This is a genomic window from Pseudomonas sp. Root569 (assembly GCF_001427465.1).
Classification (GTDB): Bacteria; Pseudomonadota; Gammaproteobacteria; order Pseudomonadales; family Pseudomonadaceae; genus Aquipseudomonas; species Aquipseudomonas synxantha.
On sequence record NZ_LMGQ01000024.1, the window covers coordinates 472,104 to 486,793 of the forward strand.

A 14,690-nucleotide genomic window follows, 5' to 3' on the forward strand; every position below is an offset into this window, starting at 1 on the left:
AAAGCCCAAAAAGAGTAGGGCCCTCCCGTCAGAACGCCTCTAATCCGGCATTCGACAGGTAATTTACCTGTGCTTAAACGTTTTAGTGGCGGGTGTCGGAAGGGGTGTCGATACCTGCTCCGGCGAATAATTGGGCTACATCCGCGGCATCGAACAGATAACGCTCGTTGCAGAACTGGCAGTCGATCTCGATATGGCCGCCGTGTTCCACCACCAGGTTTTGCGCATCTTCCAGGCCCAGGCTGACCAAGGCATTGGCCGAACGCTCGCGCGAGCAACTGCAATTGAAGCGCAGCCCCTGTGCATCGAACAGGCGCACGGCCTCTTCGTGGTACAGGCGGTGCAGGATGGTTTCGTTGTCCAGGCCCAGCAGCTCTTCGGCCTTCAACGTGTCGGCCAGGGCGATGATATGCCGCCAGCTTTCAGCGCGATCATCGTCATCCTTGATGCGGTCGGCCGGCAGTTGTTGCACCAGCAAGCCACGGGAGCGCTTGCCGTCTGCGTTAAGCCAGAACTTGGTGCCCACTTGCTGGGACATCACGAAGTAGTTGGTGAAGCATTCCGACAGGGTTTTGCCATCAAGGTCGACGATGCCCTGGTAGCGCTGGCCTTCGGTCGGGTCGACAGTGAGGGCCAGTACGCCATTGGGCATCAGGTCGGCCAGGGTGGCGTCCGCAGCGATCTGGTCAGCTTCATATCGGGCCAGGCCGCGGATTTCGCGCTCGCTGGAGCACTCGATCATCAGCATGGGGATCGGCCCTTCGGAGCGAGCCTGCAAGATCAGCAAGCCGTCGAACTTCATCGTGCCAACCAGCAGCGCCGCAGCGGCCATCAGCTCACCGAGCAACTGCGCGACCGGCTCCGGATAGGCATGTTTAGCGAGGACTTCGGCATAGCTGCGCTCCAACGAGACCATCTCGCCGCGGGCGTCGCTCTCATCGAAGATAAAGCGTTGGGTGAAGTCGGTATCCGGTAGATCGGTCATAGGTCTGGGTATCTGAAGTGATGACAAAATGATTACAAGGTTTATAAAATTAAACGCTTTAGCACCATGTTGGTGCGACTTCTCCTGAAAACAAGGAGCTTAATAGAGCGATGAGGGACAGTTTATGAACAATCCGGGTTTGTTCCAAGCCAACTGGAACCTCCGGCGATGGGCTCTTTGCAATCTACTCGCTATCGGGCTGCTGTGTTTTTGGCTGTGGCCCACGGGCCAGATGCTCTGTGTGATTTTCGACGAGTGGCTGTTTCATCTGCTTAATGACCCGCTGGCGACCAGCTCGACCTGGCTGCATGTGTGGGCCGTGGCCAGCCTGCGGCCATTTGATGCGGTGGTCGGCGTGATTTTGCTGGCGTTGCTGATTCGCGGCGATTGGGTGTTCAAGGCCGTACAGGTACGCCAGGCGTTTTTTGGCTTCCTCGGCATCCTGCTGCTGTTGCTGTTTATCCGCATGCTGTTCTCCAAGCTCGCGGCCCACATGGACTGGCAACACAGCAGCCCGTCGATGGTGATCAGCGGCGCGATTCAAATGAGTGATTTTTTCCCTGGGCTGGAAAAAACCTGGGAGTTGAAGGACCGCTCAAGCCAGAGCTTCCCCGGCGATCACGCTTCGGTGCTGTTGATCTGGGGCATGTTCATGACGGTGTTTGCCAAGCGCGTCAGCCAGGTGCTGGTGATCTGGGGCCTGGCGCTGTTGTTCATGACGCCGCGACTGGTTGCCGGCGCACACTGGGGCCAGGACGATTATATCGGTGGGGTGCTGCTGGCGCTGTTGGCGCTGGGGTGGGGGTATTACACGCCGTTTGCCGCGAAGGTGTCGGGGTTCCTGTTGCGGGTAACTGCGCCGGTGTTCAGGTTGCTGGGCAAACTGCCGGTGATCGGGCGATTGAGCGTCATACGCACCGCTCCTTAAATGCGCGGGTTAATGTGGGAGGGGGCTTGCTCCCGATTTGCAGTGGCTCAGTCACAAGTGTATTGGCTGACACTCTGCTATCGGGAGCAAGCCCCCTCCCACATTTTGATCCGCTGCCGGCAGGAGATTCGTAATCAATCGTCGTTGCCGCTGCCGCGGAACTTGAATAGATCGCGGCGCTGCTTCTTGCTTGGCTTGCCATCGGTGGTCATGCCGGTCGCCCCGGCCTTGCGCATGGCCGCGGCGTTTTCGCGCTTGGCGATACTCGCTTCGGTTTCGGTGTACAGCGCCTGCGCTTCGGGTGCCCCACGGCGTACGGCAGAAAGCGCCTGCACCACGACAGTCTTTTCATCAAAACCTGTACGAATCTGAAACTCATCACCGATACGCGGCTCTTTGCCCGGCTTGCAGCGCTCGCCTCGATGGTGCACCTTGCCACTCTCGATAGCGGCCTTGGCCAGGGCCCGAGTCTTATAGAACCGCGCCGCCCATAACCACTTGTCCAGCCGGACCTTTTCTTCCTCTTCTTGCTTTTGAGCCACTTGAATTCCTCGCTCTGAAAAATGTCGCAACTTTACCGTTGAAACCCTTCGACGCATAAACCCCAAGGCTCACCTAAGATACGCCAGGTAGTACCCTGATTTCGCGAGGATCCGCTGTGACCGACTTTCCCGTTTCACTCACCTCGCCTGGCCAGCGGTGCGTGGGTTGCCAGCAAAGCGAGCCCCTGGGCTTTGATTTCGCTTTCGCCTACCAGCCTATCGTAGACCTTCGCGATCATTCTATTTTCGCCCACGAAGCCCTGGTGCGAGGCACGCATGGCGAAGGCGCACTGTCGGTGCTGGAGCGGGTCAATGAAAGCAACCGGTATCGCTTCGACCAGCGCTGCCGCACCGAGGCTATCGCCGGGGCTTCTGCCTTGGGAATGCAAACCCGCCTGTCCATCAATTTCATGCCGAATGCCGTATACCGGCCTGAACTGTGTATTCGCAGCACTTTGGAGGCGGCGCGGGCGCATAACTTTCCTCTGGATCGGCTGATCTTCGAGACCCTGGAACACGAGCACGTAGATAACTATCGCCATTTGACCAATATTCTGCGTGAATACCGCGAATTCGGCTTCATGACCGCCATCGACGATTTCGGCGCGGGCTATTCGGGGCTTAATCTGCTGGCCGATTTCCAACCTGACTTGATCAAGCTCGACATGGCACTGATCCGCGATGTCGACCAGGACCGTGTCCGCCAGGTGATCGTCCAGGGGATTGTCACAATCTGTGAGCAGTTGGGGGTTACTGTCATCGCCGAGGGCATCGAAAGTGCCGGCGAGCGCGACTTCCTGTCCGACTGCGGAATATTTCTGATGCAGGGCTACTGGTTCGCCAGGCCCGCATTCAAAGCCTTGGCCGAGGTCTCTCCTCAGGCATGGGCGAATTAACCGGTTACCCATATTGAAGACATTTGACCATTTGACCGTTGTGGGTCTGCGTGAGTGGGTGGCACTACCCGACCTGGGAGTGGCTGGCCTGCGCGCGAAGATCGACACCGGTGCCAGCACCTCAAGCCTGCACGCCACCGATATCGAGCCCTTCGAGCGCGACGGTGAACAGTGGGTGCGCTTTACCGCGCACCTTGGCAGCGTGGTGCAGTTGCGTCACCGCCGCTGCGAAGCGCCCCTGGTGACGATGAAAACCATCAAGAGCTCCAACGGTCATGCGCAGGTGCGCTACGTGATCAGTACCACCCTGGCGCTGGGCGATCGGGTGTGGCGGGTGGAGTTCACCCTCGCCTGCCGCAAGGCCATGCGCTATCGCCTGCTGCTCGGTTCCAAAGCCTTGATTGACGGCCAATTGGTGGTCAGCCCCGGCGTCAAGTACGTTCAAGACAAGCCGGTGTTCCCGGTCTCCACTATTTCTGCCCCAGGTGCTGCATGAAGATTGCTGTGCTGTCGCGAAACCCGCGTCTGTATTCCACCCGCCGCCTGGTCGAGGCCGGCACCGAACGTGGCCATGAAATGGTGGTGATCGACACGTTGCGTGCCTACATGAACATTGCCAGCCACAAACCGCAGATCCACTACCGGGGCAAACCCCTGGAAGGCTTCGATGCGGTGATCCCGCGTATCGGCGCCTCGGTGACGTTTTATGGCTGCGCGGTATTGCGCCAGTTTGAAATGATGGGGGTATTTCCCCTGAATGAATCCGTGGCCATTGCACGCTCACGGGACAAGCTGCGTTCGCTGCAATTGCTGTCACGCCGGGGTATTGGCCTGCCAGTCACAGGCTTTGCCCACTCCCCGGATGACATTCCCGACCTGATCGAGATGGTCAACGGCGCGCCGCTGGTGATCAAGGTGCTGGAAGGCACCCAGGGCATCGGCGTAGTGCTATGTGAAACTGCGACGGCGGCGGAGTCAGTCATCGAGGCATTCATGGGCCTCAAGCAGAACATCATGGTGCAGGAATACATCAAGGAAGCCGGCGGTGCGGATATCCGCTGCTTCGTGGTGGGCGACAAGGTGATTGCAGCCATGAAGCGCCAGGCCAAGCCCGGTGAGTTCCGCTCCAACCTGCACCGTGGCGGCAGCGCCAGCCTGATCAAGATCACCCCGGAAGAACGCATGACTGCGCTACGGGCGGCCAAGGTGATGGGTTTGAGTGTAGCGGGGGTGGATATCCTGCGCTCCAACCATGGGCCGCTGGTGATGGAAGTGAATTCCTCGCCGGGCCTGGAAGGGATAGAGACCACCACCGGCAAGGATGTGGCGGGGATCATCATTCAGCATCTGGAGAAGAACGGCGGGCCGAATATGACTCGGACCAAGGGCAAAGGCTAAAAACCTATTTTAGGCCCAACATAAAACCAATGTGGGAGGGGGCTTGCCCCTCCCACATTTGATTTATGTCACCAGTCAGACCGCATCCCTAGGCAACATCAGCCCAAGCGGCAAGCGCACCCGCGCCTCTAACCCGCCTTCTTCACGGTTGCGCAGCTCCACATTACCGCCATGCATCGAGGCAATTCGCCGTACAATCGCCAGGCCCAAGCCCGTGCCCTTGCCGCCCCGGGCACGGTCGCCACGGGTAAAGGGGTTGAAGATTCCCTCAAGTTCAGCCGGGTCGATCCCCGCGCCGCGGTCCATCACACTCAGCACTACGTAAGGTGCAGTACTGTCACCGGATACATACGCTGCCACTTCCACATCGGAACCGGCATGATGCAAGGCATTGCCGATCAGGTTGTTAAGCAGGCGCTTCATCGACACCCGGCGCAATGCGAATGGCTGGATCGGCTCCAGGCGCATGCGCACCTGCTCGCCGTTCTGGTTATAGGGCGCAACCACCTCACGCACCAGGTCCGTCAGGTCGACTTCTTCCACCACCTCATCACGCCCATCGCGGATAAACGCCAGGAACTGGTCGAGAATGGCGTCCATGTCCTCGATGTCACGGACCATGTCATCGGTCAGGTCGGTATGGTCGCCCATCAACTCCAGGGACAAGCGCAGTCGCGTCAACGGCGTACGCAAGTCATGGGACACCCCCGCCAGCATCAGCTCCCGCTCGCGCCCAGCCTGTTCGACATCTTCCGCCATCTGGTTGAAGGCGCCGTACACCTCGGTCATTTCACTGGGCGTGTCGCTGACCGGCAGGCGCACGCTGCGCCCCTGGCCTAATTGGCGGGCGGCAAACACCAGGCGCTTGAGAGGCTGGTTGAGCTGACGGACGAAAATCCACGCGGACGCGGTTGAAAGCAAGCCGATGGCCAGGAACCATCCCAATACGTTCCAGATCTTCTGCCCACGCAGCGGGTGCGGGTACAGCGGAACCTTGATCCAGGCATCCCCCAGGCTCGGCGCTCGTACCCACAGTGCAGGCGAAACATGCATACGCAGGCGCACCTCGGTATCGGCTCCGAGTTCGGCCTGCATCTGGCGCTGGTAGATCTCGCTGTAAGGCCAATGTTGCTCGCCTTCCGGCACGCCGGCACCATCAACCCGGGTCAAGGTCGACGCCTTGGCCACTTTTTCTCGGTTCTCAGGGTCTACAGCCCAATAACCACGCAACGTCAGGGCGACGCCATGGCTGTACTGCCGATCCACCAGCACGTCTTCGTTCATCAACAGATAAACCAGCGTGAGCGCCTTGGAAAACAGAACGACGATCAGCACCAGCCAAAGGGTGCGGGAAAAGAAACTTTGCGGGAACCACAGCGGGGTTTTCATAGATGAAAGCTGCACACCTTGCAGAAACGAACGGCGCTCGCAGAATTGCAGACGCCGGGCATCCCGTCGACCCTCATGGAGTCAAACGTCAGGATACCCGCCCCTGCAAATCATCGGTCACTTGGTAGCGGTGCCATCCGGCACGAACACATAACCCACACCCCACACCGTCTGGATGTACCGCGGCTTGGACGGGTCCGGCTCGATCATCCGGCGCAGTCGGGAGATCTGTACGTCGATGGAACGCTCCAGAGCGTCCCACTCCCGACCACGGGCAAGATTCATCAGCTTGTCACGGGTCAGCGGCTGGCGAGCGTTCATCACCAAGGCCTTGAGCACTGCGAATTCGCCGGTGGTGAGCATGTGCACTTCTTCGCCGCGCTTGAGCTCACGGGTGGCCAGGGACAGCTCGTAGTCGCCAAAGGTGACACTTTCGTCTTCGCTGCCCGGTGCACCCGGCACAGGTGCTGCCTGGCGACGCAATACAGCCTTGACCCGCGCCATCAGCTCGTCAGGGTTGAACGGCTTGGCCAGGTAGTCGTCAGCGCCCAGCTCAAGGCCCTTGATACGACTCAGCTCATCGCCCTTGGCGGTGAGCATGATGATCGGAATCAGGTTGTTCGCACCGCGCAGGCGCTTGCAGGCAGTGAGGCCGTCTTCGCCGGGCAACATCAGGTCGAGTACGACCAGGTTGAACACTTCACGCCCCAGCAGGCGATCCATCTGCTCGGTGTTCGGCACCGCGCGGGCACGGTAGCCCTTGGAGTTGAAGAACCGCTCCAGGAGGCTGCTCAGCCCCGGATCGTCATCAACGATGAGAATTTTTTCGCCTTCAGCAGTTTGTGCGGTGCTGCTCATTGGATGCTCCTCTTATCTCGGCGCGCATTATGGCGTAGCTGCCGTTATACGCACCGTGTGCATTGTTAGCAGATTTTTCATCTACTGCCAGCGAACCCACGCCCTAACACCTGCGGCGCAGTAGCCCCCAAAGGCAGAACGCTGGTTATAATGCGGCGCCTCCGTGCAGGGCAACGTCAGATCGTTACCGTTTGCTGCCGGGCTTTTTTTACCCGCTTGTCGTGACTTTTTCGATTTCGAGGGTCAATAGGCAGCCTCTTGACCCAGGCAGCGGCGCCAGTCGGGCCGCTCAACCAGCCTTGCCGGGCCTTGTTTTTACGGGCTGGCGAGCTGATTTTAAGAATTTCAGGTGGTTATATGGACAGCATCAACAGCCGCATCGCCGAGGAACTCGGTGTACGCCCACAACAGGTCGAAGCGGCCGTCGCTCTACTGGATGAAGGCTCCACGGTGCCTTTCATCGCCCGTTACCGAAAGGAAGTGACCGGCAGCCTCGACGATACCCAACTGCGGCACCTGGAAGAGCGCCTGCGCTACCTGCGAGAACTCGACGAACGGCGTATCAGCATCCTCGCCAGCATCGAGGAACAGGGCAAGCTGACCCCTCAACTGGAACGCGACATCAAGCTGGCGGACACCAAGACCCGCCTAGAAGACCTTTACCTGCCGTATAAACAGAAACGTCGTACAAAGGGTCAAATCGCCCTGGAAGCCGGTCTCGGTGATTTGGCCGATGGCCTGTTCGACGATCCGTCGCTGACGCCGGAAAGCGAAGCCGCTCGCTTCATCGACGCTGAAAAAGGCGTCGCCGACGTCAAGGCCGCCCTCGAAGGCGCCAAGTACATCCTGATGGAGCGCTTCGCCGAAAACGCCAGCCTCCTGGAAAAACTGCGTACCTACCTGAAGCAGGAAGCCATCCTCAGCGCCCGTGTTATCGCCGGCAAAGAGGAAGAAGGCGCCAAATTCCGCGACTACTTCGAGCACGACGAACCGCTCAAAAGCATGCCGTCCCACCGCGCCCTGGCGATTTTCCGCGGTCGCAACGAAGGTATTCTCAGCTCCTCGCTGAAAGTCGGCGACGAGCTACCGGGCGCCATGCACCCGTGCGAAGGCATGATCGCTCAACAATTCGGCATCCAAAATCAGAACCGTCCTGCGGACAAGTGGCTCGGTGAAGTCGTGCGCTGGACCTGGAAGGTCAAGCTCTATACTCACCTGGAAACCGACCTGCTCGGCGAACTGCGCGACGGCGCTGAAACCGAGGCGATCAACGTGTTCGCCCACAACCTGCACGACCTGCTGCTGGCTGCACCGGCCGGCCCGCGTGCCACGTTGGGCCTTGACCCGGGCCTGCGTACCGGTTGCAAGGTCGCTGTGGTCGACGCCACCGGCAAGCTGCTGGACCACGCCACCGTGTACCCCCACGTGCCACATAACAAATGGGACCAGACCCTGGCGATCCTTGCAGCCCTGTGCGCCAAGCACGCGGTGGACCTGATCGCCATCGGCAACGGCACCGCCAGCCGTGAAACCGACAAGCTGGCCGCCGAACTGATCAAGAAATACCCAGCCATGAAGATGACCAAGGTCATGGTCTCCGAGGCAGGCGCTTCGGTGTACTCGGCGTCGGAGCTGGCTTCCAAGGAATTCCCGGACCTCGACGTGTCGATCCGTGGCGCCGTCTCCATCGCCCGTCGCCTGCAAGACCCATTGGCCGAATTGGTGAAGATCGACCCTAAATCCATCGGTGTCGGCCAGTACCAGCACGACGTGTCGCAGCTGAAACTGGCGCGCGGCCTGGATGCGGTCGTGGAAGACTGTGTAAACGCCGTGGGCGTGGACGTGAACACCGCCTCCGTGGCGCTGCTGGCGCGCATTTCCGGCCTCAACGCAACCCTGGCGCAGAACATCGTCAGCCACCGTGACGAGAACGGCGCGTTCAAAACCCGCGCCGCGCTGAAAAAAGTCGCACGCCTGGGTGAAAAAACCTTCGAACAGGCAGCCGGCTTCCTGCGCGTGATGAATGGCGACAACCCGCTGGATGCCTCGGCAGTTCACCCGGAAGCCTACCCCCTGGTGCAGCGCATTGCCGCCGAGACCGATCGCGATATCCGTTCGCTGATCGGCGATGCCGCGTTCCTCAAGCGCCTGGACCCGAAGAAGTACACCGACGAAACCTTCGGCGTGCCGACCATCACCGACATCCTGCAAGAGCTGGAAAAACCTGGACGCGACCCACGCCCGGAGTTCAAGACCGCTGAGTTCCAGGACGGTGTCGAAGACCTCAAGGACCTGCAACCGGGCATGATCCTAGAAGGCGTGGTGACCAACGTGACCAACTTCGGCGCTTTCGTGGATATCGGTGTGCATCAGGACGGATTGGTGCATATCTCCGCGCTTTCGGAGAAATTCATCAAGGACCCGCGCGAAGCGGTGAAAGCCGGCGATGTGGTCAAGGTCAAGGTCATGGAAGTCGACATCCCGCGCAAGCGCGTCGGCCTGTCGATGCGCATGAGCGACACCCCTGGCGAGAAAATCGACGGCGCCCGTGGCGCGCGTCCGGGCTCGGCACCGCGCCAGTCGCAGAACAACGCGCCACGCAAGGAAACCGCGACGGCCGCGCCGAGCAACAATGCCATGGCATCGTTGTTTGCCAACGCCAAACAGCTGAAGAAACGCTGATGCAAATCCCGGCCGGTTTGACCCAGAGCGCGTTCAGCGAGCTGATCGGCTGCCGCCTGCAACGCCTGGATGAAGGCGTTGCCGAGGTGGCCCTGACCCTGGAGCCGCACCTGCGCAACCGTGCAGGCAAGCTCCATGGCGGGGCGATTTTCAGCCTGGTGGACATCACGATGGGCCTGGCCTGTTCCAGCGCCCATGGTTTCGACCAGCAGAGCGCCACCATCGAATGCAAGATCAACTATATCCGCGCCGTGGAAGACGGTGAGGTGCTGTGCACCAGCCGGGTGATCCACACCGGGCGGCGCACGTTAGTGGTAGAAGCCGACGTGTACCAGGGCGAAAGACTTGTCGCAAAAGCGCAGGGCACGTTCGCTGTCCTATAGCTCCCCACCCTCGATTTGAGTTAATTTCGGCGCTGCGATAACAGCGTCGGAATTTTCTCGCTGCGCTGTAGCCCAATTCATGGAGTGAAGTAGGCATATTCAGAGCGGGTTAAATCGACTCAGAACCAGGCGATCACGCCAGTTTCAACTTCACCCTTGTAGACCGTCCTGCCCACCCCCATATTGGGGCGACTGACGCGTGAAGGAATCCAACTTGAGCGAACTTCTCAACCGCCGCCTGGCCCTGCTCGGCAAGCGCGAACACCTCTCCCTGCTAGAGCAGTGCTTGCACGGCATCGAGCGTGAATGCCTGCGCGTCACCAGCGAGGGTCGCCTGGCGCAAACGCCGCACCCTGAAGCCCTGGGCGCTGCGTTGACCAACGAACAGATCACCACCGACTATTCGGAATCGCTGCTGGAGTTCATCACCCCAGCCCTGCCCGACCCGGCCGATACCTTGGGCAGCCTGGACAAGATCCATCGCTTTGCCTATAGCAAGCTGGGCAACGAGTACCTGTGGAGCCCCTCGATGCCGTGCCCGTTGCCGGCCGAGGAAGATATTCCGATCGCCTACTACGGCACCTCCAATATCGGCCAGCTCAAGTATGTGTACCGCAAAGGCCTGGCCCTGCGTTACGGCAAGACCATGCAGTGCATCGCCGGCATCCACTACAACTTCTCGCTGCCGGAACAGCTGTGGCCGTTGCTCAAGGAAGCCGAAGGATTTGTCGGCACCGACCGCGACTACCAGTCCACCGCCTATATCGCGCTGATCCGCAATTTCCGTCGCTACAGCTGGCTGCTGATGTACCTGTTCGGTGCCTCGCCGGCCCTGGACGCCGGCTTCCTGCGCGGGCGTTCGCACCAGCTGGAAGTGCTAGACGCCGAGACTTTGTACCTGCCCTACGCCACCAGCCTGCGCATGAGCGACCTGGGTTACCAGAGCAACGCCCAGGCCGGCCTGACGCCCTGCTACAACGACTTGGCCAGCTACACCGACAGCCTGCGCGAAGCGGTGGCAACACCCTACGCGCCATACGTCGAAGTCGGCACGCACAAGGATGGTGAGTGGGTGCAGCTCAACACCAACATCCTGCAGATCGAAAACGAGTACTACTCCAACATCCGTCCCAAGCGCGTGACCTACACCGGCGAGCGGCCGATCCAGGCGCTGATGGCCCGCGGTATCCAGTACATCGAAGTACGCTGCCTGGATATCAACCCGTTCCTGCCGATGGGTATCGACCTGCCGGAGTCGCGTTTCCTCGACGCGTTCCTGCTGTATTGCGCATTGAACGACAGCCCGCTGTTTGCCAATAACGAATGTGGCAATGCCACGTCCAACTTCCTCAGCGTGGTCAAGGAAGGTCGCCGTCCGGGCCTGCAATTGCAACGTGAAGGCCAGGCGGTTGACATGAAGGAATGGGCTGCCGAGTTGCTGGAGAAGATTGCCCCACTGGCCGCCCTGCTCGATGAGAGTCACGGCATCACCGAACACAGCGAGGCGCTGGATGCCCAGTTGGCCAAGGTCAAGGATTCGTCCCTGACGCCTTCGGCCCAGGTGCTGGCGGCGATGGCCGAGCGCAAGGAGAGTTTTGCGCAATTCTCCCTGCATCAGAGCGAGGTGCATGCCGAGTACTTCCGCCGTGAGCCGTTGGCTGCCCAAGAGCAGGCGCGCTTCGAAGAGCAGGCCCGCACATCGCTGGCACAGCAGGCGGAGCTGGAGCAGAACGAAGTGGGCGATTTCGATGTGTTTGTCGGGTCGTACCAGGCCAGTATCCTCGCCATCAGCAACTGATGGCTTGTGTGGGAGGGGGCTTGCTTCCGATGGCGGTCTTTCAGTCAATCATCCAGTGACTGTCATTCCGCTATCGGGAGCAAGCCCCCTCCCACATTGGTCCCTCGCATGCGCAGAATTTGCTTCATAAGCTAATTCGAAAAAGTTATTTATTTTGTAGTTCTTAGATCATTTAGTCTCCTCACACGCCGAACCTCGGCCGCCTGATTGAGGAGCTTCCCCTTGAAACTGCTGACCCCTCTGCGCCTGTTGGCCGCGTTATCCCTGGCCGGTGCCAGCCTGTTTGCCCAGGCGGCGGACGTGACCATTGCTTATCAGACCACCGTCGACCCGGCCAAAGTCGCCCAAGCCGACGGCGCCTATGAAAAAGCCACCCATGCCAAGATCGACTGGCGCAAATTCGACAATGGCGCCGACATCATTGCCGCTATCGCCTCCGGCGACGTGCAGATCGGCTACCTCGGTTCCAGCCCGCTGACCGCCGCGATAACCCGTAAGGTGCCGGTGCAAACCTTCCTGGTCGCCACCCAGATCGGCGGCGCCGAAGCACTGGTGGCGCGTAACGGTTCAGGGATCAACAGCCCCCAGGACCTGATCGGCAAAAAGATCGCCGTACCCTTCGTTTCTACCGGCCACTACAGCCTGTTGGCCGCGCTGAAACACTGGAACATCGACCCGGCCAAAGTCACCATCCTCAACCTCGCGCCGCCGGCCATCATCGCCGCCTGGAAGCGCGGTGATATCGACGCCACCTACGTGTGGGACCCCGCCCTGGGCGTAGCCAAGGAAAACGGCAAGGTGCTGATCACCTCTGGCGAGCTGGCCAAGTTCGGTGCGCCGACTTTCGATGCCTGGATTGTGCGCAAAGACTTCGCCGAGAAGCACCCGGACATCGTCACCGCCTTCGCCAAGGTCACCCTGGATGCCTACGCCGCCTACCGCAAAGACCCACAAGCCTGGCTCGCTGACACAGGCAACGTCGACAAGCTGGTGAAACTCTCAGGCGCCAAGCCCAGCGATATCCCCTTGCTGCTGCAAGGCAACGTCTACCCGCTGGCCGCTGACCAGGTCACCCTGCTGGGCGCACCGACCATCCAGGCCCTCACCGACACCGCTGCGTTCCTCAAGGAACAAAACAAGGTCGACGCCGTGCTGCCGGACTACGCCCCTTACGTCAGCGCCCAGTTCATCACCCACTGATTCAGGAGTTGATCGCGATGGCCTTGCTACAACTGGAGCGCATCAGCGCACAGTACCCAGGCGCCCCGGAACCGGTACTGTCTGACATATCCCTGGACCTCGGGCCCCAGCAACTGCTGGTCGCTCTCGGCCCGTCCGGCAGTGGCAAGACGTCGCTGTTGAACCTGATTGCCGGTTTCGTCGAACCGTCTGCCGGGCGCATCACCCTTGACGGTGTGCCGGTCAAAGGCCCCAGCGCCGAACGCGGCGTGGTTTTCCAAGACGATGCCTTGCTGCCCTGGCAGGACGTGCTCGCCAATGTGGCTTTCGGCCTCGAACTGGCCGGCGTGCCCAAGGCGCAGCGCGAAGTCCGCGCCCGTGAAATGCTCGCTCTGGTAGACCTGGCCGGCTTCGACAGCCGCCGCATCTGGCAACTCTCCGGTGGCCAGAAGCAACGCGTCGGCCTGGCTCGTGCCTTGGCGGCAGACCCGCGGGTATTGCTGATGGACGAGCCCTTCGGCGCCCTGGATGCCTTCACCCGCGAACAGATGCAAGAGCTGCTGCTGCAAGTCTGGCGTCGCACCGCCAAGCCGGTATTCCTGATTACCCATGACATTGAAGAAGCGGTGTTCCTCGCCACGGACCTGATCCTGCTGGCACCCAACCCCGGCCAGATCGTCGAACGCCTGCAGCTGGATTTCGGCCGACGCTATGCCGCTGGGGAGTCGGCGCGGGCGATCAAGTCCGACCCGCGCTTTATCGAAACCCGCGAGCACGTATTGGGCAAGGTGTTCTCCCAACGGCAGGTGTATGCATGAGCAGCTACGAACTTCCCGCCACGGCCAGCAAGCCGGTGGCGCACGCCACTGTCCCGGTACGCCGCAGCCTGAGCACGCGTTGGATCAGCGTCCTGACCCTGGTCGCCCTGCTCGCCCTCTGGTGGGCGGTGACCGCCACGGGCTTGATCGAACCTCTGTTCCTGCCGCCACCGTCCGCCGTGCTGCAAAAAGGCTGGCTACTGGCGACCACCGGCTACATGGATTCCACCTTGTGGCAGCACCTGGGCGCGAGCCTCAGCCGTATCGGCCTGGGCCTGGGCTTTGCGGTGCTGACCGCCGTTCCGGTGGGCATTGCCATCGGTGCCAACCGTATCGCCCGTGGCATTCTCGATCCGCTGATCGAGTTCTACCGGCCGATTCCGCCCCTGGCCTATCTGCCGCTGATCGTGATCTGGTGCGGCATTGGCGAGCTGTCCAAGGTGCTGCTGATCTACCTGGCGATCTTCGCCCCGATTGCCATCGCCACTGCAACCGGCGTGCGTACCGTCGACCCGGCCAAGCTGCGGGCCGCTCAGTCGTTGGGCGCCACCCGTGCACAACTGATTCGCCATGTGATCCTGCCCAGCGCCTTGCCCGACATCCTCACCGGGGTACGTATCGGCCTGGGTGTGGGTTGGTCGACCCTGGTCGCCGCCGAGCTGATTGCAGCCACCAGCGGCTTGGGCTTCATGGTGCAGTCGGCGGCGCAGTTTCTGGTCACCGATGTGGTGGTGCTGGGGATCCTGGTCATCGCACTGATCGCCTTTGCCATGGAAATGGGCCTGCGCGCCCTGCAGCGTAAATTAGTGCCATGGCACGGCCAGGCACACTAAG

General features: G+C 60.7%; 14 protein-coding genes. 10 read left to right on the forward strand and 4 right to left on the reverse strand.

Features of this window, described 5'->3' with window-relative positions; all coding sequences use genetic code 11:
• Window positions 1-82: 82 nt before the first annotated feature.
• The gene (hslO, locus tag ASD70_RS19610) at window positions 83-985 is read right to left on the reverse strand and encodes an Hsp33 family molecular chaperone HslO (protein WP_046070424.1); all 903 of its coding nucleotides are present in this window, start codon (window positions 983-985) and stop codon (window positions 83-85) included.
• Window positions 986-1,109: 124 nt separating this feature from the next.
• Here hslO and ASD70_RS19615 point away from each other — a divergent pair, with 124 nt between their 5' ends.
• Window positions 1,110-1,913: a phosphatase PAP2 family protein gene (locus tag ASD70_RS19615; protein WP_056847211.1), complete on the forward strand. Its 804-nt coding sequence runs from the start codon at window positions 1,110-1,112 to the stop codon at window positions 1,911-1,913.
• Window positions 1,914-2,047: 134 nt separating this feature from the next.
• Here the strand turns inward: ASD70_RS19615 and ASD70_RS19620 are convergent, their stop codons facing one another.
• Window positions 2,048-2,455 carry an RNA-binding S4 domain-containing protein gene (locus tag ASD70_RS19620; RefSeq protein WP_056847212.1) on the reverse strand — a complete coding sequence of 136 codons (408 nt, stop codon included), beginning with the start codon at window positions 2,453-2,455 and terminating at the stop codon, window positions 2,048-2,050.
• Between the two features lie 116 nt (window positions 2,456-2,571).
• Between ASD70_RS19620 and rimA the strand changes: the two genes are divergently transcribed.
• The 3 genes from rimA to rimK are packed head-to-tail and all read left to right on the forward strand — an operon-like array spanning window position 2,572 to window position 4,749.
• The gene (rimA, locus tag ASD70_RS19625; protein WP_046070421.1) at window positions 2,572-3,351 is read left to right on the forward strand and encodes a S6 modification regulatory phosphodiesterase RimA; all 780 of its coding nucleotides are present in this window, start codon (window positions 2,572-2,574) and stop codon (window positions 3,349-3,351) included.
• Window positions 3,352-3,364: 13 nt separating this feature from the next.
• Window positions 3,365-3,847 (forward strand): retropepsin-like aspartic endopeptidase RimB, encoded by a 483-nt coding sequence (gene rimB, locus ASD70_RS19630; protein ID WP_043047386.1) that lies wholly within the window; start codon window positions 3,365-3,367, stop codon window positions 3,845-3,847.
• Entirely contained in the window at window positions 3,844-4,749 is a 906-nt protein-coding gene (gene rimK / locus ASD70_RS19635) for a 30S ribosomal protein S6--L-glutamate ligase (RefSeq protein ID WP_003187674.1), read from the forward strand. The genes rimB and rimK overlap by 4 nt, the downstream gene beginning before the upstream one ends.
• A 75-nt stretch (window positions 4,750-4,824) precedes the next feature.
• Here the strand turns inward: rimK and ASD70_RS19640 are convergent, their stop codons facing one another.
• Window positions 4,825-6,138, reverse strand: coding sequence for an ATP-binding protein (locus ASD70_RS19640; RefSeq protein WP_043047387.1), 1,314 nt, complete (start codon window positions 6,136-6,138; stop codon window positions 4,825-4,827).
• Between the two features lie 117 nt (window positions 6,139-6,255).
• Window positions 6,256-6,996, reverse strand: coding sequence for an osmolarity response regulator transcription factor OmpR (gene ompR, locus ASD70_RS19645; RefSeq protein ID WP_043047388.1), 741 nt, complete (start codon window positions 6,994-6,996; stop codon window positions 6,256-6,258).
• A gap of 357 nt (window positions 6,997-7,353) precedes the next feature.
• On the opposite strand from ompR, the gene ASD70_RS19650 reads away from it, so the two are divergent.
• The 6 genes from ASD70_RS19650 (at window position 7,354) to tauC (ending at window position 14,689) form a co-directional block, all read left to right on the forward strand.
• On the forward strand, window positions 7,354-9,678 hold the full coding sequence (locus tag ASD70_RS19650; RefSeq protein WP_056847213.1) for a Tex family protein: 2,325 nt from the start codon (window positions 7,354-7,356) through the stop codon (window positions 9,676-9,678).
• Window positions 9,678-10,061: a PaaI family thioesterase gene (locus tag ASD70_RS19655; protein WP_056847214.1), complete on the forward strand. Its 384-nt coding sequence runs from the start codon at window positions 9,678-9,680 to the stop codon at window positions 10,059-10,061. Before ASD70_RS19650 ends, ASD70_RS19655 begins: the two co-directional genes overlap by 1 nt.
• A 214-nt stretch (window positions 10,062-10,275) precedes the next feature.
• The gene (gene gshA, locus ASD70_RS19660) at window positions 10,276-11,859 is read left to right on the forward strand and encodes a glutamate--cysteine ligase (protein WP_056847215.1); all 1,584 of its coding nucleotides are present in this window, start codon (window positions 10,276-10,278) and stop codon (window positions 11,857-11,859) included.
• Between the two features lie 222 nt (window positions 11,860-12,081).
• Window positions 12,082-13,059 carry a taurine ABC transporter substrate-binding protein gene (tauA, locus tag ASD70_RS19665; RefSeq protein WP_056847216.1) on the forward strand — a complete coding sequence of 326 codons (978 nt, stop codon included), beginning with the start codon at window positions 12,082-12,084 and terminating at the stop codon, window positions 13,057-13,059.
• 17 nt (window positions 13,060-13,076) lie between these two features.
• Window positions 13,077-13,856 (forward strand): taurine ABC transporter ATP-binding subunit, encoded by a 780-nt coding sequence (gene tauB, locus ASD70_RS19670; RefSeq protein WP_056847217.1) that lies wholly within the window; start codon window positions 13,077-13,079, stop codon window positions 13,854-13,856.
• Window positions 13,853-14,689 carry a taurine ABC transporter permease TauC gene (gene tauC / locus ASD70_RS19675; protein WP_046070415.1) on the forward strand — a complete coding sequence of 279 codons (837 nt, stop codon included), beginning with the start codon at window positions 13,853-13,855 and terminating at the stop codon, window positions 14,687-14,689. The genes tauB and tauC overlap by 4 nt, the downstream gene beginning before the upstream one ends.
• Window position 14,690: the final 1 nt, after the last annotated feature.